This is a genomic window from Variovorax sp. LG9.2, from assembly GCF_035018885.1.
Lineage (GTDB): Bacteria > Pseudomonadota > Gammaproteobacteria > Burkholderiales > Burkholderiaceae_C > Variovorax.
Window position 1 is genome coordinate 24305 of record NZ_JASJXB010000002.1, and the last position, 23921, is coordinate 48225.

General features: G+C 63.0%; 19 protein-coding genes and 2 tRNA genes. 13 read left to right on the forward strand and 8 right to left on the reverse strand.

All coding sequences use genetic code 11. The features are described 5' to 3' along the window. Together serB and mfd are read right to left on the reverse strand one after the other, a co-directional pair. Nucleotides 1-714, reverse strand: a complete 714-nt coding sequence (gene serB, locus QN413_RS02185) for a phosphoserine phosphatase SerB (RefSeq protein ID WP_323495039.1) — start codon at nt 712-714, stop codon at nt 1-3. After that, a complete protein-coding gene (mfd, locus tag QN413_RS02190; RefSeq protein ID WP_323495040.1) occupies nt 711-4190 on the reverse strand; it encodes a transcription-repair coupling factor in 3480 nt (1159 codons plus the stop codon). The genes serB and mfd overlap by 4 nt, the downstream gene beginning before the upstream one ends. Nucleotides 4191-4336: 146 nt before the next feature. Here mfd and ispD point away from each other — a divergent pair, with 146 nt between their 5' ends. Both ispD and ispF read left to right on the forward strand, forming a co-directional pair. Continuing rightward, nucleotides 4337-5062 (forward strand): 2-C-methyl-D-erythritol 4-phosphate cytidylyltransferase, encoded by a 726-nt coding sequence (gene ispD / locus QN413_RS02195; protein WP_323495041.1) that lies wholly within the window; start codon nt 4337-4339, stop codon nt 5060-5062. Continuing rightward, on the forward strand, nt 5059-5547 hold the full coding sequence (gene ispF, locus QN413_RS02200) for a 2-C-methyl-D-erythritol 2,4-cyclodiphosphate synthase (protein ID WP_323495042.1): 489 nt from the start codon (nt 5059-5061) through the stop codon (nt 5545-5547). The genes ispD and ispF overlap by 4 nt, the downstream gene beginning before the upstream one ends. 6 nt (nt 5548-5553) lie before the next feature. Here ispF and QN413_RS02205 read toward each other — a convergent pair whose 3' ends face one another. Together QN413_RS02205 and ompR are read right to left on the reverse strand one after the other, a co-directional pair. Beyond that, nucleotides 5554-6993 (reverse strand): sensor histidine kinase, encoded by a 1440-nt coding sequence (locus tag QN413_RS02205; protein ID WP_323495273.1) that lies wholly within the window; start codon nt 6991-6993, stop codon nt 5554-5556. Nucleotides 6994-7064: 71 nt separating this feature from the next. After that, on the reverse strand, nt 7065-7796 hold the full coding sequence (gene ompR / locus QN413_RS02210; RefSeq protein ID WP_068632698.1) for a two-component system response regulator OmpR: 732 nt from the start codon (nt 7794-7796) through the stop codon (nt 7065-7067). Nucleotides 7797-7988: 192 nt separating this feature from the next. On the opposite strand from ompR, the gene QN413_RS02215 reads away from it, so the two are divergent. From QN413_RS02215 to rimO, 8 genes are all read left to right on the forward strand, one after another. Beyond that, entirely contained in the window at nt 7989-8336 is a 348-nt protein-coding gene (locus QN413_RS02215; RefSeq protein ID WP_323495043.1) for a hypothetical protein, read from the forward strand. Nucleotides 8337-8448: 112 nt separating this feature from the next. Next, entirely contained in the window at nt 8449-9132 is a 684-nt protein-coding gene (locus tag QN413_RS02220; protein WP_323495044.1) for an SIMPL domain-containing protein, read from the forward strand. 105 nt (nt 9133-9237) lie between these two features. After that, nucleotides 9238-10185 (forward strand): alpha/beta fold hydrolase, encoded by a 948-nt coding sequence (locus QN413_RS02225; RefSeq protein ID WP_323495045.1) that lies wholly within the window; start codon nt 9238-9240, stop codon nt 10183-10185. Between the two features lie 57 nt (nt 10186-10242). Further along, nucleotides 10243-12447, forward strand: coding sequence for a bifunctional (p)ppGpp synthetase/guanosine-3',5'-bis(diphosphate) 3'-pyrophosphohydrolase (locus tag QN413_RS02230; protein WP_323495046.1), 2205 nt, complete (start codon nt 10243-10245; stop codon nt 12445-12447). A gap of 46 nt (nt 12448-12493) precedes the next feature. Then, a tRNA-Val gene (locus QN413_RS02235) sits at nt 12494-12570 on the forward strand. Between the two features lie 170 nt (nt 12571-12740). Next, the gene (locus QN413_RS02240) at nt 12741-13136 is read left to right on the forward strand and encodes a hypothetical protein (protein WP_261802388.1); all 396 of its coding nucleotides are present in this window, start codon (nt 12741-12743) and stop codon (nt 13134-13136) included. A gap of 111 nt (nt 13137-13247) precedes the next feature. Then, complete coding sequence (gene phaR, locus QN413_RS02245) at nt 13248-13796, forward strand: polyhydroxyalkanoate synthesis repressor PhaR (RefSeq protein WP_323495047.1); 549 nt, start codon at nt 13248-13250, stop codon at nt 13794-13796. Between the two features lie 40 nt (nt 13797-13836). Beyond that, nucleotides 13837-15246 carry a 30S ribosomal protein S12 methylthiotransferase RimO gene (gene rimO / locus QN413_RS02250; RefSeq protein WP_323495048.1) on the forward strand — a complete coding sequence of 470 codons (1410 nt, stop codon included), beginning with the start codon at nt 13837-13839 and terminating at the stop codon, nt 15244-15246. 90 nt (nt 15247-15336) lie between these two features. On the opposite strand, the gene QN413_RS02255 is transcribed toward rimO, so the two are convergent. Beyond that, a tRNA-Leu gene (locus QN413_RS02255) sits at nt 15337-15421 on the reverse strand. A gap of 81 nt (nt 15422-15502) precedes the next feature. Between QN413_RS02255 and rnr the strand changes: the two genes are divergently transcribed. Together rnr and QN413_RS02265 are read left to right on the forward strand one after the other, a co-directional pair. Next, on the forward strand, nt 15503-17794 hold the full coding sequence (gene rnr / locus QN413_RS02260) for a ribonuclease R (RefSeq protein WP_416352120.1): 2292 nt from the start codon (nt 15503-15505) through the stop codon (nt 17792-17794). 47 nt (nt 17795-17841) lie between these two features. Continuing rightward, the gene (locus QN413_RS02265) at nt 17842-18603 is read left to right on the forward strand and encodes an SDR family oxidoreductase (protein WP_323495049.1); all 762 of its coding nucleotides are present in this window, start codon (nt 17842-17844) and stop codon (nt 18601-18603) included. Nucleotides 18604-18621: 18 nt separating this feature from the next. Here QN413_RS02265 and QN413_RS02270 read toward each other — a convergent pair whose 3' ends face one another. From QN413_RS02270 to QN413_RS02280, 3 genes are all read right to left on the reverse strand, one after another. Beyond that, on the reverse strand, nt 18622-20127 hold the full coding sequence (locus QN413_RS02270; RefSeq protein ID WP_323495050.1) for an NAD(P)H-hydrate dehydratase: 1506 nt from the start codon (nt 20125-20127) through the stop codon (nt 18622-18624). A gap of 14 nt (nt 20128-20141) precedes the next feature. Then, nucleotides 20142-21398, reverse strand: coding sequence for a D-amino acid dehydrogenase (locus QN413_RS02275; RefSeq protein ID WP_323495051.1), 1257 nt, complete (start codon nt 21396-21398; stop codon nt 20142-20144). 85 nt (nt 21399-21483) lie between these two features. Beyond that, nucleotides 21484-22809, reverse strand: coding sequence for an amidase (locus tag QN413_RS02280; protein WP_323495052.1), 1326 nt, complete (start codon nt 22807-22809; stop codon nt 21484-21486). A 301-nt stretch (nt 22810-23110) separates the two neighbouring features. Between QN413_RS02280 and rpsB the strand changes: the two genes are divergently transcribed. Continuing rightward, nucleotides 23111-23869: a 30S ribosomal protein S2 gene (rpsB, locus tag QN413_RS02285; RefSeq protein ID WP_187052210.1), complete on the forward strand. Its 759-nt coding sequence runs from the start codon at nt 23111-23113 to the stop codon at nt 23867-23869. Nucleotides 23870-23921 lie beyond the last annotated feature (52 nt).

Sequence of the window (23921 nt, forward strand, 5' to 3'; positions counted from 1 at the left end):
TTACTGCAGGATCTCCAGCAGCCGGTCGAGGCCACCTTCGTTGATTGCGACCATGGCCTGTTCGCGAACCTTCGGCTTGGCGTGATAGGCGACCGACAGGCCGGCTTCGGCCATCATCGGCAGGTCGTTGGCACCGTCGCCAACGGCGATGGTTTCGGTCGGCGAGATGCCGAGCAAAGAAGCCACTTCGAGTAGCGTGCGGCGCTTCTCGACGCCGTCGCAGATATCGCCCCAGCTTTGCTGCGCGACCGCGCCGGTGAGCTTGCCGTCGGCCTCTTCGAGCAGGTTGGAACGGGCGAAGTCGATGCCGAGCCGACCCTTCACCCGGTTCGCGAAGAAGGTAAAGCCGCCCGACACCAGCAGCACCTTGAGCCCTGCCGCCTTGCATGCCGCCACCAGTTCGGCTGCGCCCGGATTGAGCTTCAGCCGCTCGTCGTAGACCTGCTGAAGCGCCGTCACTGGCACGCCTTTCAACAGCGCGACGCGGCGTCGCAAGCTTTCCTTGAAGTCCTTGATCTCGCCACGCATGGTGGCTTCGGTGATGGCCGCGACCTCGGCCTTTTTGCCGACCGCATCGGCGATCTCATCGATGCACTCGATGTTGATCAGCGTCGAGTCCATGTCGAATGCGATGAGCTTGAAGTCGGCGAGGCACAGCGGCGGCTTCACGCGCTGGAGCACAAGGCCGGACGTAGGTGCCGTGAATTTGTTCATGCGACGACCGCTTCCTTGACCACCGGTTGCCCGAGGCTCCGCAGCACATCCCGCACCATCTGCGCCCGCTCTTTCGGCTCCTTCAACTCGCGTTCGATGCGCAGCTTTTCGTTGCCGGCCAACTTGATGTGCTTGTTCTTCTGGATCAGGTGAATGATCGCCATCGAATCGACCGGCGGGTCTTTCTTGAAAGTGATGTGAATCACACCCGGCGCAGCATCGACCTTGATGACGCCGTACGGCCGCGCGAGCACGCGCAGGCGGTGCGTGTCGATGAGTGTCTGCGCCTGCGGCGGCAACTTGCCGAAGCGGTCGACGATCTCTTCCAGCAGGATGTCGATTTGGTCGGAGGTCTTCGCGGTCGCCAGCTTCTTGTAGAACGACAGGCGCAAATGCACGTCGCCGCAGTAGGTGTCCGGCAGCAGCGCAGGGGCGTGCAGGTTGATCTCGGTCGTGACGCTGAGCGGCGATAGCAAGTCCGGTTCTTCGCCCGCCTTGAGCGATCGGACGGCTTCGCTCAGCATCTCGTTGTAGAGCTGGAAACCGATCTCCATCATGTTGCCGCTCTGGTTGTCGCCGAGCACTTCGCCTGCGCCGCGAATCTCCAGGTCGTGCATCGCCAGGTAGAAGCCCGAGCCGAGCTCTTCCATCTGCTGGATGGCTTCGAGCCGCTGTGCGGCGTGCTTGGTCAGGCCTTCGATGTCGGGGACCATCAGGTAGGCATAGGCCTGATGGTGACTGCGCCCGACGCGGCCACGCAGCTGGTGCAGTTGCGCCAGGCCGAACTTGTCGGCGCGGCTCATGACGATGGTGTTGGCGGTCGGCACGTCGATGCCGGTCTCGATGATGGTCGAGCACAACAGCAGGTTGTAGCGCTGCGCCACGAAGTCGCGCATCACACGTTCAAGCTCACGCTCCGGCATCTGGCCGTGGGCCACGGCGATGCGAGCCTCGGGCAAGATTTCTTCGAGCTTCTGGCGTCGGTTTTGGATGGTGTCGACTTCGTTGTGCAGAAAGTAGACCTGCCCGCCGCGCTTCAGCTCGCGCAGCACGGCTTCGCGAATCACGCCGGTGCCTTCGTTGCGCACGAAGGTCTTGATGGCGAGCCGGCGCTGCGGCGCGGTCGCGATCACGCTCAGGTCGCGCAGTCCTTCGAGCGCCATACCGAGCGTGCGCGGAATCGGCGTGGCTGTCAGCGTGAGCACGTCGACCTCGGCGCGCATCGCCTTCATGGCCTCCTTGTGGCGCACGCCGAAACGATGCTCCTCGTCGATGATGAGCAAGCCGAGGTTCTTGAACTTGACCGATGCTGAAAGCAGCTTGTGCGTGCCGACGACGATGTCGACCGTGCCTTCTGCCAGCCCCTTGGCGGCGGCGGTGATCTCTTTCGCGGAACGAAAGCGGCTCATCTCGGCCACCTTGACCGGCCACTTGGCAAAGCGGTCGACCAACGTCTGGTAATGCTGCTCGGCCAAGAGGGTGGTCGGCGCCAGAATCGCGACCTGCTTGCCACCCGTGACCGATATGAAAGCGGCGCGCAAGGCCACCTCGGTTTTGCCGAAGCCGACGTCGCCGCACACCAGCCGGTCCATCGGTTGCGGCGAGATCATGTCCTGAATGACGGCGTGGATCGCGCCCTTCTGATCAGCCGTTTCCTCGAAGCCGAAGTCATTGGCAAACACTTCGTAGTCGGCGGCTGAATAGCGGAATGCGTGGCCCTGGCGAGTAGCCCGCCGCGCGTAGATGTTGAGCAGTTCGGCCGCCGAATCGCGCACTTGTTCTGCGGCGCGGCGCTTGGCCTTTTCCCATTGACCGGAGCCCAGCTTGTGCAGCGGCGCCTCGTCCGCACTGACGCCGGTGTAGCGGCTGATCTGGTGCAACTGGCTCACCGGCACATAGAGCGTCGCCTTGTCGGCGTACTCGAGGTGCAGCATCTCCTGCAGCAGCGGCTTGCCTTCGGCGTCGACGCCCTGACCGAGGTCCATGTGCACGAGGCCACGGTAGCGTCCGATGCCATGCGCGGAATGCACCACCGGGTCACCGACCTTGAGTTCCGACAGATCCTTGATCAGCGCCTCGACATCGCTGACCTGTTCCTGCTTTTTGTTGCGGCGGCGCGTGGTCGGCGTGGTCGCGAACAGTTCGGTTTCGGTGACGAAGTCGATGCCTGTCTCGCGCCATGCGAAACCGGCGACCAGCGCCGCGGTGGCGATGCCGATCTTCTCGTCGGGCGACGCCTCGAACTCGGCGAGCGAATCGAACGAAGGCGGATTGACACCGCTGGCCCGCAGGAAGTCGAGCAGGCTCTCGCGCCGGCCATCGCTCTCGGCGATGAGCAGCACGCGGTGCGGCGTGGTGTCGATGTGTAGCTTGAGGCCGACCAACGGATCGTCTGCGCCGCGAACGACGGCGAAGGGCGGTAGCTTGTCGAACTCGGCGTAAGGCACGCTGTCATCGACCGAGCGGATGGCCAGCTGCGCATGCGGCTTGGCGCGCAGGTAGAACTGTTCGGCGCTCAGGAACAGCGTTTCCGGTGGCAGCGCGGGCCGCTCAGGGTCGCCGCGCACCAGCCGGTAGCGCTCGCCGGTGTCCTGCCAGAAATGCTGGAACGCCGGCTCCAGGTCGCCGTGCAAGACAACCGTGGTGTCGGCACCGAGATAGTCGAACACCGTCGCCGTCTCTTCGAAAAAGAGCGGCAGGTAGTACTCGATGCCGGCGGTCGCGACGCCGTTGCCCATATCCTTGTAGATGCGGCTCTTGGTCGGATCGCCTTCGAGCATTTCGCGCCAGCGGCTGCGAAAGCGTGCGCGGGCGTCGTCGTCCATCGGGAACTCTCGTCCAGGCAGCAACCGCACTTCGGGCACGGGATAGAGGCTGCGCTGCGTGTCGGGATCGAAGGTGCGGATCGAGTCGATCTCGTCGTCGAACAGGTCGACCCGAAAGGGCACGAGTGAACCCATGGGGAACAGGTCGATCAGGCCGCCGCGCACCGCGTATTCGCCCGGGCTCACGACCTGCGTGACGTGCGTGTAGCCGGCGAGGGTGAGCTGCGCCTTGAGCTTGGTGTCCTGCAGCTTTTGCTTGGTCTTGAAGTGAAAGGTGTAGCCCGCCAGAAACGATGGCGGCGCCAGCCGGTACAGCGCCGTGGTAGCTGGCACGAGGACGACGTCCGCCTCTTTCTGGCTGATGCGCCAGAGGGTGGCCAGCCGCTCGCTGATCAAGTCCTGGTGCGGCGAGAAGCTATCGTAGGGCAGCGTCTCCCAGTCGGGAAACAGCGCACAGCGAAGCTCCGGTGCAAAGAAGGCGATTTCGTCGATCAGTCGCTGGGCGTCGTTGGCGTCAGCGGTGAACACTGCGGTCGCACGACCAGCGGATTTTTCGCGTGTCGCGAGCTGCGCCAGCATGAGCGCGTCGGCCGACAACGGGGGGCGCGGCAGCGTGAATCGCTTGCCCGCCGTGAGATGGGGGAGGTCCATGAATCGCTTCGAAAAATGCAGAACACCCCGCGCCGGATGGCGAGGGGTGTACGACCGTGCAATTCTAGAATGGTGGCCTCATTGCTGCTGGCGCGCTGGCTCATTCACCATTCGACGTTCTCACCGCGCCGATCTACAGGAATTGCATGTCGTCTTCGCGTCTCTATGTGCTCATCCCTTGCGCAGGCTCCGGCCATCGCGCGGGCGGCACGCTGCCCAAGCAATACCAGCAGATCGCCGGTCGGCCGATGGTGGCGCACACGATCGATGCTTTTTGGGCGCTGACGGGTCGCTTCACCGCATTGGCCTTGGTCGTGGCCGAAGGTGACCGCGACATCGCGACGGTGCTTCCGGACTTTCCGGGGACCGCCGAGCATTTGTTCAAGGTCGGCGGCGCGAACCGCGCGGCCAGCGTGCGCAATGGGTTGCAGGCGCTTCGCGGGCAAGGCGCGGGTCCGCACGACTGGGTGCTCGTGCACGACGCCGCGCGATGCCTCGTCACGCCGACGCAGATCGAAGCGCTGATTGCTGCCTGTGAGCACGATGCCGCCGGTGGCCTGCTGGCGCAGCGGTTGCCCGACACGCTCAAGGTCGCGTCACCCGAAGGCCGTGTGGCAGCGACCCTGACCCGTGCCGACAAGTGGCTCGCGCAAACACCGCAGATGTTTCGCATCGGGATGTTGCGCGACGCCCTCGAACGTGCCGGCGACAGCGTGACTGACGAGGCGAGCGCCATCGAGGCGCTGGGCTTGGCGCCCCTGCTGGTGCCGGGCAGCGCACAAAATTTCAAGGTGACCTATGCAGAAGACTTCTCACTGGCGGAGGCCGTGCTGAACAGCCGGCGCCGTATTGAGCGCACCGACAAACCATGACGATGCCCTTCGACATTCGCGTCGGCGAAGGCTGGGACGTGCATCAGCTGGTCGCCGGTCGCAAGCTGATGCTGGGCGGCATCGAGGTGCCGCACACCGCGGGCCTGCTCGGCCATTCCGATGCCGACGTGCTGTTGCACGCCATCACCGATGCGCTGCTGGGCGCTGCGGGGCTGGGCGATATAGGGCGACATTTTCCGGACACAGATGCCAGATTCCACGGCGCCGATTCCGCCGCGCTGCTGGCTGAAGCAGCGGCGCGCGTGCGGGCGGCTGGCTGGGCGATCGGCAATGTCGACAGCACCGTGATCGCGCAGGCTCCGAAGTTGGCGCCGCACATCCCGGCGATGTGCGAGCGGATCGCGACCGTGTTGAACATCGCGATCGACCGAGTGAACGTGAAAGCCAAGACGGCCGAAAAGCTTGGACCGGTCGGCGAAGGGCGAGCGATGGAGGCACGGGCCGTAGTACTTCTTTCGCGCTAGTTTTCTCTAGGGCCCGAACGCGCTGCCGCCCTTCGGTGGCGTTTCAGGTTTCTTACCCAACGGCGCGTCGGGCTTGATCGCTGAGCCCCGCGGCATGCGAATGTGCGCCGCCAGGCCGCGACCGGGCGTGCTGGTCAGCGCGAAGGTGCCCCCCATTCGCTCGATGTTCTTCGCCACGATCGACAGCCCGAGGCCCGCGCCGGCTGCCGACGTGCGTGCCGCGTCGCCTCGGAAAAACGGCTTGGTCAATTGCGAGAGCAGGGCGGGCGCCACGCCGGGGCCATGGTCGCGCACCTTGATCAGCACCGCATCGTTGTGGGCCTGAGCCTGGATGTTGATATCGGCCACGCCGGTCGCAGGCGTCTTGCCGTAGCGCCGCGCGTTCTCGACCAGGTTGGACATCACGCGCTGCAGCTCGACCTCGTCCGCCATCACGCGTAAATCGGGCGCGACATCGACCTTGATCTTCATGTCGTCGTGGTCCTGCACGGCATAGATGCAGGCATCGACCACGTCGCGCAGCAACACGGGTTTGAAGTCGACATGGTCCGGCCGGGCGTAGTCGAGGAACTTGTCGATGATCGAGTCGAGTTGGGCGATGTCGGCAGCCATATGGTTGCGCGCATCTTCGTCCGCCACGCTCAATTCGGTTTCGAGCCGCAGCCGTGCCAGTGGCGTGCGCAGGTCGTGCGAAATCCCGGCCAGCATCACCGCGCGGTCTTGCTCGATCTTGGCAAGCTGGTCGGCCATGCGGTTGAAGCCGATGTTGACGGCGCGAATCTCGCTGGTGCGCGCACCTTCGTCGAGCCGGTGCGCCTCGTATTCGCCTTCGCGAACCTGGCGTGTGGCGCGCGACAGCTGCTTCAGCGGCCGGTTGATGAAGCGCGTGATCAGCGCGGCGCCGGCCAGCGACAGCACCACGGCCGTCGCCAGCCAGACCAGCCACGTGCGTCCTCCGACGCGGCTGAAACGCGTCGGGTCCAGCAAGAGCCAGTAGTTGTCGCTTTCGATCGTGAAGCCGATCCACAGGCCCGGCTCGTCGTTGACGCGGCTCGCCACATTGGTGCCTTCGCCGAGCTGATCGATCAGCTCTTCAGTCACGCGCTGGTCGAGCGAGCCACTGGTGTAGGCCTCGACGCGGTCGTTCGGTTCGCGCGGCAGGATCCGCACGCCTTCCTGGTCGGCCAGCGTCTTGATGAGCGACACGCGGGTGATCGCATCGGAATACACCAGCGCCGCGCGCGTCAGGTTGACCAGCGACGCAATCTGATGTGCGGTCTGGATGGCGCGCGGTTCGTATTCGAGGGCGCGAAAGGTCTGCAACCAGGCAAAAGTGCAGCCGAACAGCAGCAGCGCCAACAGGAAAAAGGTACGCCAGAACAGGTTGAAGCCGAGCTTCAGGCGCGCGCGGCCGCGCTGCGGCAACCCTTCGAGCGGGCTTGGCAGCGTGACCGCGCCGGTGTCCTCGCCAAGCGGGTTCGGCAACGTCGATTTGGGGCCGGTGGCCGCCACGGAAATCAGGTGGTGCCGTCCGGTACGAACACGTAGCCGACGCCCCAGACGGTCTGGATATAGCGCGGCGCCGCGGCGTCGGATTCGACCAGCTTGCGCAGGCGCGAGATCTGCACATCGAGGCTGCGATCGAAGGGCTCGAACTCGCGGCCGCGTGCCAGCTGCGCGAGCTTTTCGCGCGACAGCGGCTGGCGCGGATGGCGCACCAGCGCCTTCAGCATCGCAAATTCACCGGTGGTGAGCGACAGCTCCTCGCCGTCTTTTTTCAACGTCCGCGAACCGAGGTCGAAACTGAATGGGCCGAAGTTGACGGTTTCGTTGTCGGTCGACGGCGCCCCCGGCGCCTCGAGTGGCGGGCGGCGGCGGAGTACCGCATGCACCCGCGCCAGCAATTCGCGTGGGTTGAAAGGCTTGCCCAGGTAGTCGTCGGCACCGACCTCGAGACCGACGATACGGTCGACGTCTTCGCCTTTGGCCGTCAGCATGATGATGGGCGTGCGGTCGTTGGCGGCACGCAGGCGGCGGCACACCGAAAGGCCGTCTTCGCCGGGCATCATCAGGTCGAGCACGATCAGGTCGACCGTGTCGCGCAGCAGGATGCGGTTCAGCGCCTTGCCGTCTTCGGCCACGATGACTTCGAAGCCCTCTTGCGTCAGGTAGCGACGCAGCAGGTCGCGGATGCGGGCGTCGTCGTCGACGATCACGATCTTGTCGGTGCGAGCAGGGTTTTGATTCATTTCTACAACACTGAATTTGTAACAGAGCCGATTCTGAATGCGTTAGCAGGCCATTGAGCCGGTTTTCACAGTGCTTTGACACTAAGTTACAAAACTTGCGGACGCACGCGGTCCAGACGTTTGCGCGTTGCACGCCGGTGGCACAGTGCCACCACCTTGCCGTTTCGCCACATCATTTTTCTACGTCAGACGATGCCTTTGGTCGTTGCTTTGCTGTGCTTGCCCGTGCTGCTCGTGGTGCCTGCAGAAGCCGCGCAAGACGGGTCGACGCCGGCGAGTCAACAGCGCCGCAGCGAACTGCGCACTGCAGTCGACGCGCATCGTGCGTCGCAACGCGAGGAAGTGCGGCGCGAGGAAGCCACCGCCGGCCGTCGCCTGACCGCTGCAGAGCTTGCGGAGTTGCGTGACCAGGTGCGGCAACAATGGGCAGCGCGGACCGAGCTGATCCGATCTGCGGAATCGCAACCTGTCGAGCGTATGGTCAGCGCTCCGGAGTCGCGTGCCGTACAGATCCCAGCGCCGCGTTTGCAGCGGCCCTGACCCCTTATCGCGGCGCCGAAACGCGACGCACGCGAGCCATGCCGCGCGCCGGCTTGCTCCATCTCTCTTTTAAAAATGGAAGTCCCTTGTTTTGAACGCTATTAAATTGACATTGGCATGCGCCGTTCTTTCCGCGGCTGCCACGGGCTTCGCTCAGACCGCGACCTCGGCGCCGCCGCAGAACGTACTGCAGTTGTCGGCCAACGGCACGGTCGAAGTCCAGCAGGACTTGCTCAGCATGACGCTCGTCACCTCGCGAGACAACGCCGACGCGGCTATCGTGCAGACGCAATTGAAGACCGCCGTCGACGCCGCCCTGACCGAGTCGCGCAAGGCGGCGCAGCCTGGCCAACTCGACGTGCGCACCGGCAACTTCAGCCTGTCGCCACGCTACACGCGAGACGGCAAGATCAGCGGCTGGCAGGGTTCGGCCGAACTGATCCTCGAAGGGCGCGACTTTCCGCGCATAACGCAGACGGCCGGCCGCATCACCACGCTCAGCGTCGGCAATGTCGGCTTCGGTTTGAGTCGTGAGCAACGAACCAAGGTCGAGGCGGAGGCGCAAACGCTCGCCATCGACAACTTCAAACAGAAGGCCGCCGAGCTTGCCAAGGACTTCGGTTTCGCTGGCTACAGCTTGCGCGAGGTGTCGGTCAACGCCAACCAGGCCAGCCCGATGCGTCCGCGCATGATGGCGATGGAGGCCAAGTCGATGGCGTCCGATTCGGCCGTTCCTGTCGAGGCTGGCAAGACCAGCGTGGTGGTCAACGTGTCGGGCTCGGTACAACTGAAGTAGTCGGGGCTTTTCGAATGTCCATGGATGGTCTGCTCCGCAAGGGCCGTTCACCGGATGACTTACGATGCGCTGAGACAATTGTTTGCATTCCCGAAGCCCGCTTTCATGACCGAACCGACCCTGCATCATGTGGCTTGCCACGACGCCTCCGGCGGTCACCGGATGGCTTACTGGCAGTGGGGCGATCCGCGCAGCGCGCATGTGGTGTTGTGCGTCCATGGGCTCACTCGCCAGGGTCGCGATTTCGATGCTTTGACTCTTTCGCTGTTGGCGCGGGCCGGTAGCGATCTTCGGGTGGTGTGCCCTGACATCGTCGGACGCGGCGAAAGCGACTGGCTCGCCAATCCGGATGGCTACCAGCTGCCGCAATACGCAGCCGACGTCATTGCGCTGATTTCGCAGCTGCATTCGGAGCAAGCGATCGGAACGCTCGACTATGTCGGCACCAGCATGGGCGGTTTGATTGGCATCGCGCTCGCCGGCAGCCCGGGCGTCCCCTTGCCATCGCCGATCCGTCGGTTGGTCCTCAACGACGTCGGCCCGACGCTCGATCCCGCGGCGCTCAAGCGCATCGGCGCTTATATTGGGCATGGCGGGACATATGAAACCCTCGATTCAGCGGCCGACGCACTCTGGGCGCTGTCGAGCACCTTCGGTCCGCACTCTTCGGCGCAGTGGCTGGAACTGTCGAGGCACATGGTGGTTCCTGCCGCGTCGCGCACCGAGGCCGGAGACGCCAAGGTTGCAGGCAGTGGCGATGTCGGCCCCTACGTACTTCACTACGACCCGGCGATCGCACTGCCTCTGCGTGCAATGAGCGTTGAGGCCGCCACGCAAGGCGAGACGGTGCTTTGGGCGTTGTACGACGCCATCAGCGCCACGACGTTGCTTACGCGTGGGGCGCAGTCGGATTTGCTTGGGCGTGAAACGGCCTCTGCCATGACCGCACGGGGCCCGCACGCGCGCGTCGTGGAATTCGCCGGTGTCGGTCATGCGCCGACATTCGTGGCGGCGGATCAAATTGCCGCCGTTGCGTCGTTCCTGATCGACTGACAGGTCGGTCGTCCTCCGTTTTACTTTTGTCCGCTGGTCTTTCCTGTGTCTGTGTCCATGCCTGAGCATCTCGTCGTCGACTACCCGCTGTCTGCCGCCACGGCTGATCGCGCGCCCGTCATCGACCAGATGCTGTCGCGTGCGCGAGCGTTCGCCGAACCGTTGATTGCGGACGAGACCCTGGACACCGGCGAGAACACACTGGCGCATGCCGATGCCGTGGCCAAGATCGTGGCGCACATGGGCGGTTCGGAGGCGATGCAGGCGGCGAGCTATCTGGTCTATTCGTGCCAGCACCTGAACCGCCCGCAAGAGGTGATCGCCAAGGTCTTCGGCGACAACTTCGCGGCGCTGGCCGTCGAGACGACCAAGCTGGTTCATGTGCAGAAGCAGGCGCGTTCTGCCACGGCCAGCACGCAGCTGTCCGATGGCCTCGGCTCGCAGACCGAGAACGTCCGCAAGATGCTGCTGGCGTTTTCTCGCGACCTGCGTGTCGTGATGTTGCGGCTTGCCTCGCGGCTGCAGACTTTGCGGCATGCGGCCGCCTGCAAAGTTCCGGTGGCCGAGAACGTGGCGCGCGAGTCGTTGCAGGTCTTTGCACCGCTGGCCAACCGACTCGGTATCTGGCAAGTCAAGTGGGAGATCGAGGATCTTTCCTTCCGGTTCCTTGAGCCGGAAACGTACAAGCTCATCGCCCGCCTGCTCGATGAAAAGCGCATCGAGCGCGAAGGCTATGTCGAGCAACTGCGCTCGACGCTCGAGCAGGAGTTGAACGAGCAAGGCGTGCAGGCCAAGGTTCAGGGGCGGCCGAAGAACATTTACAGCATCGTCAAGAAAATGCGCGGCAAGTCGCTCGACTTCGCGCAAGTCTTCGACATCCTTGCGCTGCGCGTGGTGGTGCCCGACGTCAAGGACTGCTATGCGGCGCTGGCATGGGTGCACTCGCACTTTCAGCCGATCGACGAAGAGTTCGACGACTACATCGCGCGCCCCAAGCCGAATGGCTATCAATCTCTGCATACCGTTGTGCGGGCGGTCGTCGATGGGCAGGCCAGCAAGCCGATCGAGATCCAGATACGCACCGAAGAAATGCACGACCATGCCGAGCACGGCGTTGCCGCACACTGGGCCTACAAAGAGGCCGGCCACAAAGGGTATGCGGGGGTTTGGGCAAGCGGAGAATACGACGCCAAGATCGCAGTGCTGCGTCAATTGCTGGCGTGGGAACGGGACCTGTCGGGCGGTTCGCAAGGCCAGGGGCTGTTCGACGATCGCATCTATGTGCTGACGCCGGATGCGGCCATCGTCGAATTGCCACAGGGCGCGACCGCAGTCGACTTTGCTTACACGGTGCACACGAGTCTCGGCCACCGTTGCCGCGGCGCGCGCATCGACGGCGCGATGGTTCCGCTGAACACGCCGCTGCAAAACGGCCAGACGGTCGAGATCGTCGCGGCGAAAGAAGGTGGCCCGTCGCGCGATTGGCTTAACGGCGAACTCGGCTATCTGGCGAGCCACCGTGCACGCGCCAAGGTGCGTGCGTGGTTCAACGCGCAGATTACGCACGAGACGGTTGCGCGCGGTCGCGAGGCTGTCGAAAAGGTACTGCAGCGCGAAGGCAAGACGTCGATCAAGCTTGACGACCTGGCATCGCAGCTCGGCTTCAAGTCCGCCGACAACCTTTTCGAGGTGGTCGGCAAGGACGAGTTCTCGTTGCGCAACATCGAAATGTTGTTGCGTCCGCCGGAGCCCGCGCCGGGTGCCGATGACGGCGCGCTGATTCGCAAGTCGCGCGGGAGCGAGAAGTCGGCCAAGGGTGGCGTGCTGGTGGTTGGCGTTTCGTCGCTCATGACGCAGCTTGCCAAGTGCTGCAAACCGGCGCCGCCCGACGTGATTGGTGGGTTTGTCACGCGCGGCCACGGCGTCAGCATTCACCGCGCGGACTGCAGCAACTTTCGGCAAATGGCGAGCCGCAATGCAGAGCGCGTCATCGATGTGGAGTGGGGCGCGTCCAAGCCTGAGGACGGCGCCGTGTATGCGGTCGACGTGGCGGTTGAGGCATCGGACCGGCAGGGCTTGCTGCGCGATATTTCAGAAGTGCTCACCCGCGAAAAGATGAACGTCATCGGCGTGCTGACTCAGTCGATCAAGGGAACGGCGTGGATGACGTTCACTGTCGAAATCACCGATGCGGCGCGGCTGGCGCATGTTTTGAAGGTCGTTGCTGGAGTTGCTGGTGTGCGTTCTGCACGTCGGCGCTGAATAGCTCGATTTCTCGGGCTATAATTGCGCTCTCGAATGCATCCTTAGGCGCGTAGCTCAGCTGGTTAGAGCACCACCTTGACATGGTGGGGGTCGTTGGTTCGAGTCCAATCGCGCCTACCAATTTCCCGTTTTCAGATCACAGTTCCGGCATCACTGTTCAACTCAGGCCGGTCCAGCACTGTGGATCGTTGCGCAATTCGCCTCGTCGATCCGCTCGGCTCAGGTTTTTTGCAGCAAGCGGGTCAACTCTCACCACCGACCGCGGTATTTTGGACATACTACGTAACCAGATGTCCTCGACCACCACAGTTCCGACTTCCGCTTCGTCGCACACAGCGATCGAGTCCGCACTCGAAGAGATGCGGCTTGCCGCGTTGTTGCGTCAGGCGCCACTCGAGTTCGCGCGCGTCGTCTATGGGCTGAACGACCGTGCCAATGGCCGTGCCGGCACCATGGCGGCCGAGGAGGTTGCGCGTACGGTGCGCCAAGGCTCACCGGTGACGCGAGAGCGTGCCGAGCAGCGGGCTCGGGCTTACCTGCCCGTCGCGGGGCAGGAGCATTGCCCGCGCTGCTGGATCTTCAACGGTATCAAGAGTCCGCTTCACTACCGTGAGCCGACCGACACGCGCCCTGAATCCGCTGCATGCAAGGTCTGCGGCGCTGAATACGCCACCGCTCTGGACTGACTCAACAGCCCTAAAGCCTCAACGCGCCGCACGGGTGCCGGTCAGGGTAAACCTTGGCGCGACGCTGCGAAACCGCTCCCTAGAATGCCTTCGACGCGACGGCGCGAACACATGAAGGAGTTCCCAGTGCAGAGCAAGAAGTCCGGTAGCAAGCCGGGACAACGCGTCATCAAAAAGTACCCGAATCGAAGGCTCTACGACACGGAAACCTCCACGTACATCACGTTGACCGACATCAAGCAACTGGTGATGCAGAGCGCGCCTTTCGTGGTGCGGGATGCCAAGTCCGGCGACGACCTGACGCGCAGCATCCTGCTGCAGGTCATCCTCGAAGAAGAGGCGGGCGGCGCGCCGATGTTTACCGAGCAGGTGCTGTCCAGTCTCATCCGGTTCTACGGGCAGACCATGCAAAGCTACATGGGCCCGTATCTGGAAAAGAACATCCAGGCGATGACCGAGGTGCAAGCCCAACTCTCCGAGAAAGCCGAAGGTCTTTCGCCGGAGATGTGGTCGCACTTCATGACGACGCAGTCCCCGATGTTGCAAGGCCTGATGGGCAACTACGTCGAGCAATCGAAGAACGTCTTTTTGCAGATGCAGGAGCAGATGCAGAAGAACACGGAGCAGGTGCTCGGCGCATTCGGTCTGAAGCGCCCCTGAAAGCCGTATTGGCGGACGATAGCTGGGACAATACGGGGATATGAGCGAAGTTGTTTTCCCCGAACGAACGGCCCCTGTGGTCGCCGCCCCTAAAGTTGGCTTTGTCAGCCTTGGCTGCCCCAAAGCACTGACCGATTCAGAGCTGATCCTTACGCGCCTCAGTGCCGAGGGCTATCAAACCTCCAAAACATTCGAAGGCGCCGATCTGGTGATCGTCAACACCTGCGGCTTCATCGACGATGCCGTCAGAGAAAGTCTCGACGCCATCGGGGACGCGCTGGCTGCAAACGGCCGCGTGATCGTGACCGGATGCCTCGGCGCAAAGACCGGGGACCTTGGTGGCAACCTCGTGCGCCAGATGCATCCGAGCGTGCTCGCCGTCACCGGCCCCCATGCGACGCAGGAGGTCATGGATGCGGTGCATCTGAACTTGCCCAAGCCGCACGATCCGTTCATCGATCTCGTGCCGGGCGCTTTCGGCATTGCCGGGCTCAAGCTCACGCCGCGCCACTATGCGTACCTGAAGATCAGCGAAGGCTGCAATCATCGCTGCACCTTCTGCATCATCCCGTCGATGCGCGGTGACCTTGTGTCACGACCCGTAGGCGACGTGCTGAGCGAGGCCAAAGCCTTGTTTGAAGGCGGCGTGAAGGAGCTGCTGGTCATCAGCCAGGACACGTCGGCCTATGGTGTCGACGTCAAGTACCGCACCGGTTTTTGGGACGGCAAGCCGGTCAAGACGCGCATGCTCGATTTGGTGAAGACGCTCGGCGAAATCGCAGAGCCTTACGGCGCATGGGTTCGATTGCATTACGTGTATCCATACCCGAGCGTTGACGAAATTATTCCGTTGATGGCGAGCGGGCAGGTATTGCCGTACCTCGATGTGCCGCTTCAACACAGCCATCCGGATGTGCTCAAGCGCATGAAGCGTCCGGCCAGCGGCGAGAAGAATCTGGAGCGCATCGCAAGGTGGCGCGAAGGCTGTCCTGAACTGGTCATCCGGAGTACGTTCATTGCCGGTTTTCCGGGCGAGACAGAAGCCGAGTTCGAGCATTTGCTGGACTTCATTCGAGAAGCGCAGATCGATCGGGCCGGTTGTTTTGCCTACAGTTCGGTCGAGGGCGCGACTGCCAACGACATCCCCGGGATGTTGCCCATCGAAGAGCGCGAAGCCCGCCGTGGCCGATTCATGGAAGTGGCTGAAGCGGTGTCGATCGAGAAGCTGAAAAAGCGCATTGGCGCCACGATGCAAGTGCTTGTGGATTCAGCGCCGGGTCTGGGCCGAAAGGGCGGTGTGGGCCGGAGTTATGCCGACGCGCCCGAGATCGACGGCACTGTTCGGTTGCTGCCGCCAGAGAAGATCAGCAAGACCATGAAGGTGGGCGAATTCACCCGCGCTCGCATCGTCGGCGCCGAAGGCCACGACCTGATCGCGCTGCCGATTTGATGGCGCACGCGCATTTCGATCGGGCAACAAAAAAGCCACCGGAGACCGGTGGCTTGATTCGTATGAACCTTGAATGGTTTTATTTAAACTTGGTGCCCAGGAAGGGACTCGAACCCCCACGATGTTACTCGCTAGTACCTGAAACTAGTGCGTCTACCAATTCCGCCACCTGGGCCCACATGCTGCACAAGTGCAACGTGTTTTGAATTTCAGGAAAGAGAGAGATTGTATCAAAAATAATGGCCATCCCAGCGGCTTGCTGGATGAGATCGAAGGCTCGGTTCAAGGACATCGCGATGGGCACGGCTTCGTACAACGCGACGATGGTGAAGCCGACATTTATTTGCCGCCCAATGAGATGCGTGCGGTACTGCACAAAGACCGCGTCAAGGCGCGCGTGGTGCGACAAGACCGTCGCGGCAGGCCTGAAGGCCGTGTCGTAGAGATCGTCGAGCGCCCCGAGCAACCCATCATCGGCCGGCTGTTGCACGAGGGCGGCATCTGGCTTGTCGCTCCCGAAGACAAGCGCTACGGGCAAGACGTGCTGATCCCGAAAGGCGCTACCGGCACCGCGAAGGTCGGCCAGGTCGTGGTGGTGCAACTCACCGAGCCGCCTGCACTGTTCGGTCAGCCGGTCGGTCGCGTCAAAGAGGTATTGGGCGAGATCGACGATCCCGGAATGGAAATCGAAATCGCGGTGCGCAAGTACGGTGTGCCGCATGAGTTCTCGGAGGCGTGTCTGGCCGAAGCCAGAGCATTGCCCGACACGGTGCGCCCCGCCGACAAGAAGGGGCGCATCGACTTGACCGACGTGCCGCTCGTCACCATCGACGGCGAAGACGCACGCGACTTCGACGATGCCGTGTACTGCGAGCCGGCCAAGGTCGGACGTGGCAAGGGCTGGCGATTGCTCGTTGCCATTGCCGATGTGAGCTCGTACGTGCAGACCGGCTCGGGCATCGACATCGACGCGTACGACCGCGCCACCAGCGTCTATTTTCCTCGCCGTGTCATTCCGATGCTGCCGGAGAAGTTGAGCAACGGCTTGTGCTCGCTCAACCCTGAAGTCGAGCGCCTGTGCATGGTGTGCGACATGCTGGTTGCAGCAGACGGTGAGATCTACGCGTACCAGTTCTACCCGGCCGTGATGTTCAGTCATGCGCGCTTCACGTACACCGAAGTCGCAGCGATTCTGGTCAACACGCGTGGCCCTGAAGCGGCCAAGCGCAAAGACCGCGTGAAGGACTTGCTGAACCTGTCCGACGTGTACAAGGCGCTGCTGAAGCAACGCGGCAAGCGTGGTGCGGTCGACTTCGAAACCACCGAGACGCAGATCATTTGCGACGACGCCGGGCGCATCGAAAAGATCGTCCCGCGTACGCGCAACGAGGCGCACCGGCTGATCGAAGAAGCCATGCTCGCCGCCAACGTATGCAGCGCCGACTTCATCGCCGAAGGCAAGCACCCCGGTCTCTATCGCGTGCACGAAGGCCCGACGCCCGAGAAGAAGGAAATCCTTCGGGGCTATCTGAAAGCAATGGGCGTTGGCTTGTCGATCACCGATGATCCAAAGCCCGGCGAGTTCCAGGCGATCGCGCTGGCGACGAAGGAGCGGCCCGACGCGCAACAGATATCCACGATGTTGTTGCGCTCGATGCAGCAAGCGATCTACACGCCGATCAACAGCGGTCACTTCGGTTTGGCGTACGAGGCTTACACGCACTTCACCAGCCCGATTCGCCGTTACCCTGATCTGCTTGTTCACCGCGTCATCAAGGCGATTCTCAACAAGCAGAAGTACACGCTGCCGATGTTGCCGACGCCTGGCGAGGCGCATGCCAAGCTCGCAAAGCGGCTGGCATCGCGCGTCAAGGCGCCGACCACCAAGCCCGAGAAGGCTGCCGTGGCGCCCACCAAGGAAGTACAGGCCTGGCAGGCCGCCGGCTTGCATTGCAGTGCCAACGAGCGCCGCGCCGACGAAGCCAGTCGCGACGTCGAGGCGTGGCTCAAGTGCAAGTACATGCGCGAGCATCTCGGCGAAGAATATGGTGGCGTCGTCAGTTCGGCGACGACCTTCGGCATCTTCGTCACGCTCGACGCGATGTACGTCGAAGGGCTGGTGCACATCACCGAACTGGGTGGCGAGTACTTCAAGTTCGACGAGATGCGGCAGGAACTTCGTGGCGAACGCACCGGTATGCGGTATGCGATAGGCACGCGTGTTCGTGTGCAGGTGAGTCGCGTCGATCTGGATGGTCGCAAGATCGATTTCCGTCTGGTGCGCGAGGGCGAAGACCTCACCTCGCGCGCGATGAAGGACAAGGGCGTGTCGTCGAGCGGCGCACCCGTCAAGGCTTCGGCCAAGCGCGGGTCGCGGCACAAGTCCGAATCCGTTGCCGAGCGCGGACATGATCGAGTCATTGCTGCTGCGAGTGCGGGCGGCAACGTAGCAATGGCAGCGGCGGCGCCGCAATCGGCCATGCAGGCTTTCAAGTCGGCCGTGAAGAACGCCGCAAACAAGATGAAGGGGCGCAAGCCGCGCCGTTGATCTCATCTTCGAACGAGTTTCACTTTGAACACCAGGAGAAAACAGACATGAGCGTTGAGAACAAGGGCCGCGTCGCGGTTGTCACGGGTGCCGGTTCCGGCATCGGCCGCGCGGCGGCACTCGCATTGCTGGGCGATGGGTGGAATGTCGTTCTCGCTGGCCGCCGGCTCGAGCCACTCGAAGCTGTGGCCGAAGAATCGGGCGCTGGTGTACGCGTGCTTGCCGTGCCGACCGATGTGGCACGTCCCGAGTCGGTCCAGGCATTGTTCGCTGCCGCTGTCGATCGCTTTGCCCGTGTCGACTTGCTGTTCAACAACGCTGGCGTCGGTAACCCCGCAGGTCCCTTTGAAGATTGGACCGAAGCGCAATGGAAAGGCGTCGTCGACATCAACCTGAGCGGCATGTTCTATTGCATCCAGCAGGCTTTTCGCACGATGAAGGCGCAGACGCCGCGCGGTGGTCGCATCATCAACAATGGTTCGATCTCGGCAACGACGCCGCGCCCGAATTCGATCGCTTACACGGCGACGAAGCACGCGGTAAAGGGGCTGACCAAGACAGCGTCCCTCGATGGCCGCAAGTACGACATCGCCGTGGGGCAGGTCGATGTCGGCAACGCCATGACCGAGCTCGCTTCACGCATGGCAAAGGGCGTGCCGCAGGCCAATGGCGAATTGGGCATCGAGCCATTGATCGACGTGAAGATCGTGGGTCAGTCGGTGTTGTACATGGCGAACCTGCCGCTTGAGGCGAACGTCTTGTTCCACACCATCATGGCGACCAAGATGCCGTTTGTGGGGCGCGGCTGACCTAACGCAGGGCTGGAGCTAATCCGGTCGTTGGCGGGCCAAGCCGTCAGCCGTAAGCGGCTGGTCTTCGGGCCAACGGTCGGCAAAGGCGCCGTGCCGCCACACCGCTTCGCGCGCTGCGTCCATTGCCGATCGTCCACCGGCCAACGCTGCGCCCACCATCCCGGCCAGCACGTCCCCGGTGCCTGCAGTGGCCAGGCGCGCATTACCGGTGAGGTTGATGATCGGTGCGGCAGCGCCTGCGGCAATGACCGAGCCTGACCCTTTCAGCACCACGACACCGAAACGCGCGGCCAAACTTCGGGCAGCGGCAAGGCGGTCCGATTGCACTTCACTCGCCGACGCTTCCAGCAGGCGTGCTGCTTCGAGCGGATGTGGCGTCAGCACCGTAGCGCGACCGCGTCGCACGCGCGCTTCGAGCAATTGCTGCAGGCTCATATCGAGGGCGATCGCGTTCAGGGCGTCGGCGTCGAGCACCAGTGCTTTGGCCGTCGAGATGACGCGCGGCAGCAGGGCGCGTACTGCGTTTCCGCCGCCGCAGCCGCAGACCACGGTAAGCGCGGACAGGTCGAGCGACTCGACCTTGCGCAACATCAACTCGGGTTGTTGGGTGTCGACCGCCGCGGCATGCGGATCGAGCAAGCCGACAAGCACGCGCCCGGCGCCGGCGTGAAGGGCAGCAGACGCCGCGAGTAGCGCTGCGCCCACCATTCCGGGCGCGCCGCCGATCACGGCGACGTCGCCGTAGCTGCCTTTGTGCGACGCATGCGCCCGCCGGGTTATCGGGGGTTTGCCAGCCAGCTTTGCAGTCGATGTTTCGACCGCGGTAGCGCATCCCAAGTCGTCGAACCAGACTTCGCCAGCGGCGTCGCGGCCGTGCGCGGTAAAGAGGCCGGGCTTCAACGTCAGAAGGCTCAGGCAGTAGCGTGTGGCGGCCGTCGTTGTTTTGTTGTTTGCCTGTATGTCGCCTGAGAAGGCCTTCGCGCCATCGACGGCGTTCGCGGAATTCGCCACAAGCACGCCAGTGTCGGCATTCAGGCCCGACGGCACGTCGATGCTCAACAGCGGCGCTTCGGCCGCGCGCATCAGCTGCAGCCACTCAGCCATCTTGCCTTCAGGCGCGCGTGTCGAGCCTATGCCGAGCAGGGCGTCGATCGCAAGGTCATGTTGTGCGGGTGGCTCGTTGACGATGACGACGCCTGCGTCGCGGGCACGCCACAGAGATGCCATTGCGTCCGCGGGCAAACGCGCCGCATCGCCACAAAAAGTGACTACAGGCGCGAAGCCGCGGCGCTGTAACTCGCACGCAGCTTCGAAGCCGTCACCACCGTTGTTTCCCGGACCGCAGGCGATCCAGACGGTGCGGGCGTGCGGCGTGATCGCCATCGCAAGCCGCGCGGTCGCCATGCCGGCGCGCTGCATGAGCGTGTGCGCAGGAAGGCCGGCGGCGTGTGCAATTTCGATGCGGCGCGCGGCCGCGATGTCGAATAGATCGCAAATCGTTTCGGATGTGATGCGTTGCATGACACTCGATATTTTCAGGCCAACATCAATCGTTCGACGCCCAGACCTTCGAGATCGATCTCGGGTCGTCGCCCTCCGACCAAGTCGGCCAGTACGCGCGCGCTTCCGCAAGACAACGCCCAGCCGCTCGAGCCGTGCCCGAGGTTGAGCCAGATACCTGTCACTCCGCTGGCGCCGAGCACCGGCGGACCGTCGGGCAGCATCGGTCGCGCACCCTTCCATTGCTGCACGCCCGACTGAAGCGTCGCTGCGCCCGGAAACCAGTCTTGCAACACCTTGTAAAGCGTCTGAAGTGCAGCGGGGTTCATGGTGTCGAGTGATCCACCGAGTTCTGCGCTGCCGGCTACGCGAACGCGTTGGCCGAGGCGAGAGATGGCGACTTTGTAGCGCTCGTCCATTACCGCGCTTTGCGGCGCGTTCAACGGCTCGCGGATGTTTGCGCTGATCGAGTGCCCGTACACCGGCGTCAGCGGAATCCGCAGGCCCAGCGGGCGCAGAAGACGCGCAGAAGCCAAGCCAGCACACACAACGACCGCATCGAAGGGAAGGGCGGGTGAACCGGCAGCCAACGACAGGGAAGTGGGTGCCGATCGACTCAGGGGAGCGATATCGCAATTGAAATGAAATTGAGCCCCAAGTGCCTCGGCCTCCCACTTCAGGAGCAACGCGAATTGGCGGCAATTGGCGACCTCGTCGTCCGGCAGATGAATGGCGCCCGCCAGGTCCGTGTCGGTACTCAGTGCCGGCTCGATGCGCCGGGCTTCGTTGGCATCGACTTCCCGGAAATTCGTACCCGCTTCGCGCAATACGTCGAGGCCAGGCTGCACCAGTTTCTGCTCGCGTTTCGAGCGCAGCAAAACCAGGTAGCCATCGCTTCGCTCGTAGCTCAGCTCGCGGGCTTCGGTAATCTCGTGCAGGCGCGTGCGACTGTAGAACGCTAGGCGCTGCATGCGGCTTCGGTTGGCCAGGTACGTCTCCAGTTTGCAGGCCTTTTGCCAGCGTGACATCCACCTGACATCGCGCGCGCTGATCGGCCAGCGAAGCTTGATGGCGCCGTGCGTCGAAAGCAGCGACCGAAGCACCTTGCCGCGCATGCCTGGCGCTGCCCAAGGCGTGACGTAGCCGGGTGCGACCACGCCAGCGTTGGCAAAGCTGGCCTCTTCAGCGGCTGCGCCGCGGCGTTCGAAGACAGTCACCTCATGTCCGTCGGCCACTAACTCCCAAGCGGTTGTGACGCCGATGATGCCGGCGCCAACGATCGCGATTTTCATTCGAACTCTTTAATCAATGAGGGGTCCGCTGCTTGCCTGTGCAATACAGCGTTTGAAAGCCGCGAGAAGCAACTGTCCTTGCAAGCTACCGTTCTTGTAGTGTCCGCTCGATTTGCAAAGCGATGGCAAGCACCGCATCATCGTGCAGGGCGCCATGCCAGAGCATGAGGCCAACGGGTAGCTCGCCTTTCGCGTGGCAAGGGAGTGAGATGGCGCAGCCATCGAGCATGTTGACGATCGACGGGTTGCGCAAGAGCAGACTGTTAATGCGGAAGAACACGTCGTCGCGTTCTTCGCCCGGCGCCACACTCTCGATCGTGGGCGCCGTGATCGGCACCGTCGGTGACAGCACAGCATCGAAGGGCGCGAGGCTGCGCTCGACGCGAGTAATCCAGTCTCGGCGCGCAGCAACCAGATCGATGTACTGGTAAGCCGTCATGGCAGCACCCTTCAGGATGCGCTGTGCCACACGGGGGTCGTAGCCGGCACCGCTGCGCTCCAGCAACAACCGGTGCCACGCATAAGCCTCGGGGGCTGAAAAACCCCCGGTCGCGTTGAGGTTGGCGAGTTCGGCCAGCTCAGGCAGTTCAATCTCCTGGATGTACGCACCGGCAGCTCGGAGAGACTTGAGACCTCGCTCGAAAGCGATGGCCACGGTCGGCTCTAGGTCGTCGAGAAAAACGTTCTTGACGACGGCGAGTCGGTAAGCTGAAAGCGATGCCGTGCCAGCGACGACGCGTCGTGCCGCCAGAATTTCGTGCGCAGTGACTGCGTCGCGTACCGATCGCGTTATCGCGCAGACCGTATCGAGCGTGGTGGAGAGCGGGACTGCGCCATCGGTTGGCACCAGCCGTGCCGTGCTCTTGAAGCCGACGATGCCATTCAGAGCGGCCGGAATTCGGATCGAGCCGCCCGTGTCGGAGCCCAGTCCGATGAAGACCGCGCCGGTCGCGACGGACACCCCGGCGCCGGACGACGAGCCACCCGGAATGCGCGGCGTGGCCGTATCGCATGCGTTGGCCGGCGTGCCGTAGTGCGGATTGACGCCGACGCCCGAGAAAGCGAACTCCGTCATGTTGGTCCGACCGATATTGATGCCGCCGGCCTGACGCAGGCGGGTAACGGCGGTCGCGTCGGCCCTGGCCGCCGTTGAATGTGCGAGCACGACCGATCCGGCGGGGGTCGGCTGGCCGGCAATGTCGAACAGGTCTTTGGCTGAAAACGCGAGTCCGCTCAAAGGACTTTGCGGGGGCGCAAGGGCAGCCGCGGATCGCGCTTCATCAAACATGGTGCGGGTGAAGGCATGGGCGCATGCCGCAGACGCGGCGATGAGGATCGCTTCTTCCATGGCTGTGGCCGCATCGGTCTGGCCCGCGAGCAGTGCAAGGCGTGTGGCATGGAGGTCGTTCATGGGGATTAAAAGCGTAGGCGCGGAAGGGGTGGGCAGGAGCGCGAAGCGGGACGCGACAAGGAGGAGTGACGGAGGTAAAACGAGAGCGGGCAGTGCTATACTCGTATGGTTTCGCTGGTAATACGGTGACGGTGTTTGGTGAACTTGCTTTCTGGCAAATTCCTCCCAAGTTACTTGTTACTGTGCCTGTTGAAACGCATCCGCAAACCAGCCCAATCAAGGTGTTGTGTCCTGTTTCGAAGATGTTCGAAACAGACTCAAAACGGGCTGGATTTTAGACCCAACCTTTGGAGTTATTTCTATGTCGACCACCATGCGCGAAATGCTGGAAGCCGGTGTCCATTTCGGTCACCAAACCCGCTTCTGGAACCCCAAGATGGCCCCGTTCATCTTCGGCCATCGCAACAAGATTCACATCATCAACCTGGAAAAGTCGCTCCCGATGTTCCAGGACGCGATGAAGTACGCCAAGCAACTCACGGCCAACCGCGGCACGATTTTGATGGTCGGCACCAAGCGCCAGGCCCGTGAAATTGTGGCTTCGGAAGCCCGCCGCGCCGGCGTTCCTTTCGTCGACACACGCTGGCTCGGCGGTATGCTGACCAACTTCAAGACCGTCAAGACGTCGATCAAGCGCTTGAAGGACATGAAGGCGCAGCAAGAAGTCGGCCTCGAAAGCCTGAGCAAGAAAGAGCAGCTGACCTTTTCACGTGAAATCGCCAAGCTCGAGAAGGACATCGGTGGCATCCAGGACATGGCCGCTCTGCCCGACGCCATCTTCGTGATCGACGTGGGTTTCCACAAGATTGCAGTGCTCGAGGCCAAGAAGCTCGGCATACCGATGATCGGTGTGGTCGACTCCAACCATTCGCCTGAAGGCATCGATTACGTGATTCCTGGTAACGACGACTCTTCGAAGGCCGTCTTGTTGTACGCCCGTGGCATCGCCGACGCGATCATCGAAGGCCGCAACAACGCCGCCGGTGACGTCGTCAAGGCCATCGCCGAAGGCGGCGGCAGCGACGAATTCGTCGAAGTCGAAGAAGGTGCTTCGGCCTGATCCACGCTCTCGCGAGCCTGAAGAAGGGGCTTCGTTGCCCCTTTTTTTTATA

What these genes read in the sequence shown, in the direction of transcription:
- serB (WP_323495039.1), bottom strand. Translation starts at nt 714, where the DNA reads ATGAACAAATTCACGGCACCTACGTCCGGCCTTGTGCTCCAGCGCGTG.
- mfd (WP_323495040.1), bottom strand. Translation starts at nt 4,190, where the DNA reads ATGGACCTCCCCCATCTCACGGCGGGCAAGCGATTCACGCTGCCGCGC.
- ispD (WP_323495041.1), top strand. Translation starts at nt 4,337, where the DNA reads ATGTCGTCTTCGCGTCTCTATGTGCTCATCCCTTGCGCAGGCTCCGGC.
- ispF (WP_323495042.1), top strand. Translation starts at nt 5,059, where the DNA reads ATGACGATGCCCTTCGACATTCGCGTCGGCGAAGGCTGGGACGTGCAT.
- ompR (WP_068632698.1), bottom strand. Translation starts at nt 7,796, where the DNA reads ATGAATCAAAACCCTGCTCGCACCGACAAGATCGTGATCGTCGACGAC.
- QN413_RS02215 (WP_323495043.1), top strand. Translation starts at nt 7,989, where the DNA reads ATGCCTTTGGTCGTTGCTTTGCTGTGCTTGCCCGTGCTGCTCGTGGTG.
- QN413_RS02225 (WP_323495045.1), top strand. Translation starts at nt 9,238, where the DNA reads ATGACCGAACCGACCCTGCATCATGTGGCTTGCCACGACGCCTCCGGC.
- QN413_RS02230 (WP_323495046.1), top strand. Translation starts at nt 10,243, where the DNA reads ATGCCTGAGCATCTCGTCGTCGACTACCCGCTGTCTGCCGCCACGGCT.
- QN413_RS02240 (WP_261802388.1), top strand. Translation starts at nt 12,741, where the DNA reads ATGTCCTCGACCACCACAGTTCCGACTTCCGCTTCGTCGCACACAGCG.
- phaR (WP_323495047.1), top strand. Translation starts at nt 13,248, where the DNA reads ATGAAGGAGTTCCCAGTGCAGAGCAAGAAGTCCGGTAGCAAGCCGGGA.
- rimO (WP_323495048.1), top strand. Translation starts at nt 13,837, where the DNA reads ATGAGCGAAGTTGTTTTCCCCGAACGAACGGCCCCTGTGGTCGCCGCC.
- QN413_RS02265 (WP_323495049.1), top strand. Translation starts at nt 17,842, where the DNA reads ATGAGCGTTGAGAACAAGGGCCGCGTCGCGGTTGTCACGGGTGCCGGT.
- QN413_RS02270 (WP_323495050.1), bottom strand. Translation starts at nt 20,127, where the DNA reads ATGCAACGCATCACATCCGAAACGATTTGCGATCTATTCGACATCGCG.
- QN413_RS02275 (WP_323495051.1), bottom strand. Translation starts at nt 21,398, where the DNA reads ATGAAAATCGCGATCGTTGGCGCCGGCATCATCGGCGTCACAACCGCT.
- QN413_RS02280 (WP_323495052.1), bottom strand. Translation starts at nt 22,809, where the DNA reads ATGAACGACCTCCATGCCACACGCCTTGCACTGCTCGCGGGCCAGACC.
- rpsB (WP_187052210.1), top strand. Translation starts at nt 23,111, where the DNA reads ATGTCGACCACCATGCGCGAAATGCTGGAAGCCGGTGTCCATTTCGGT.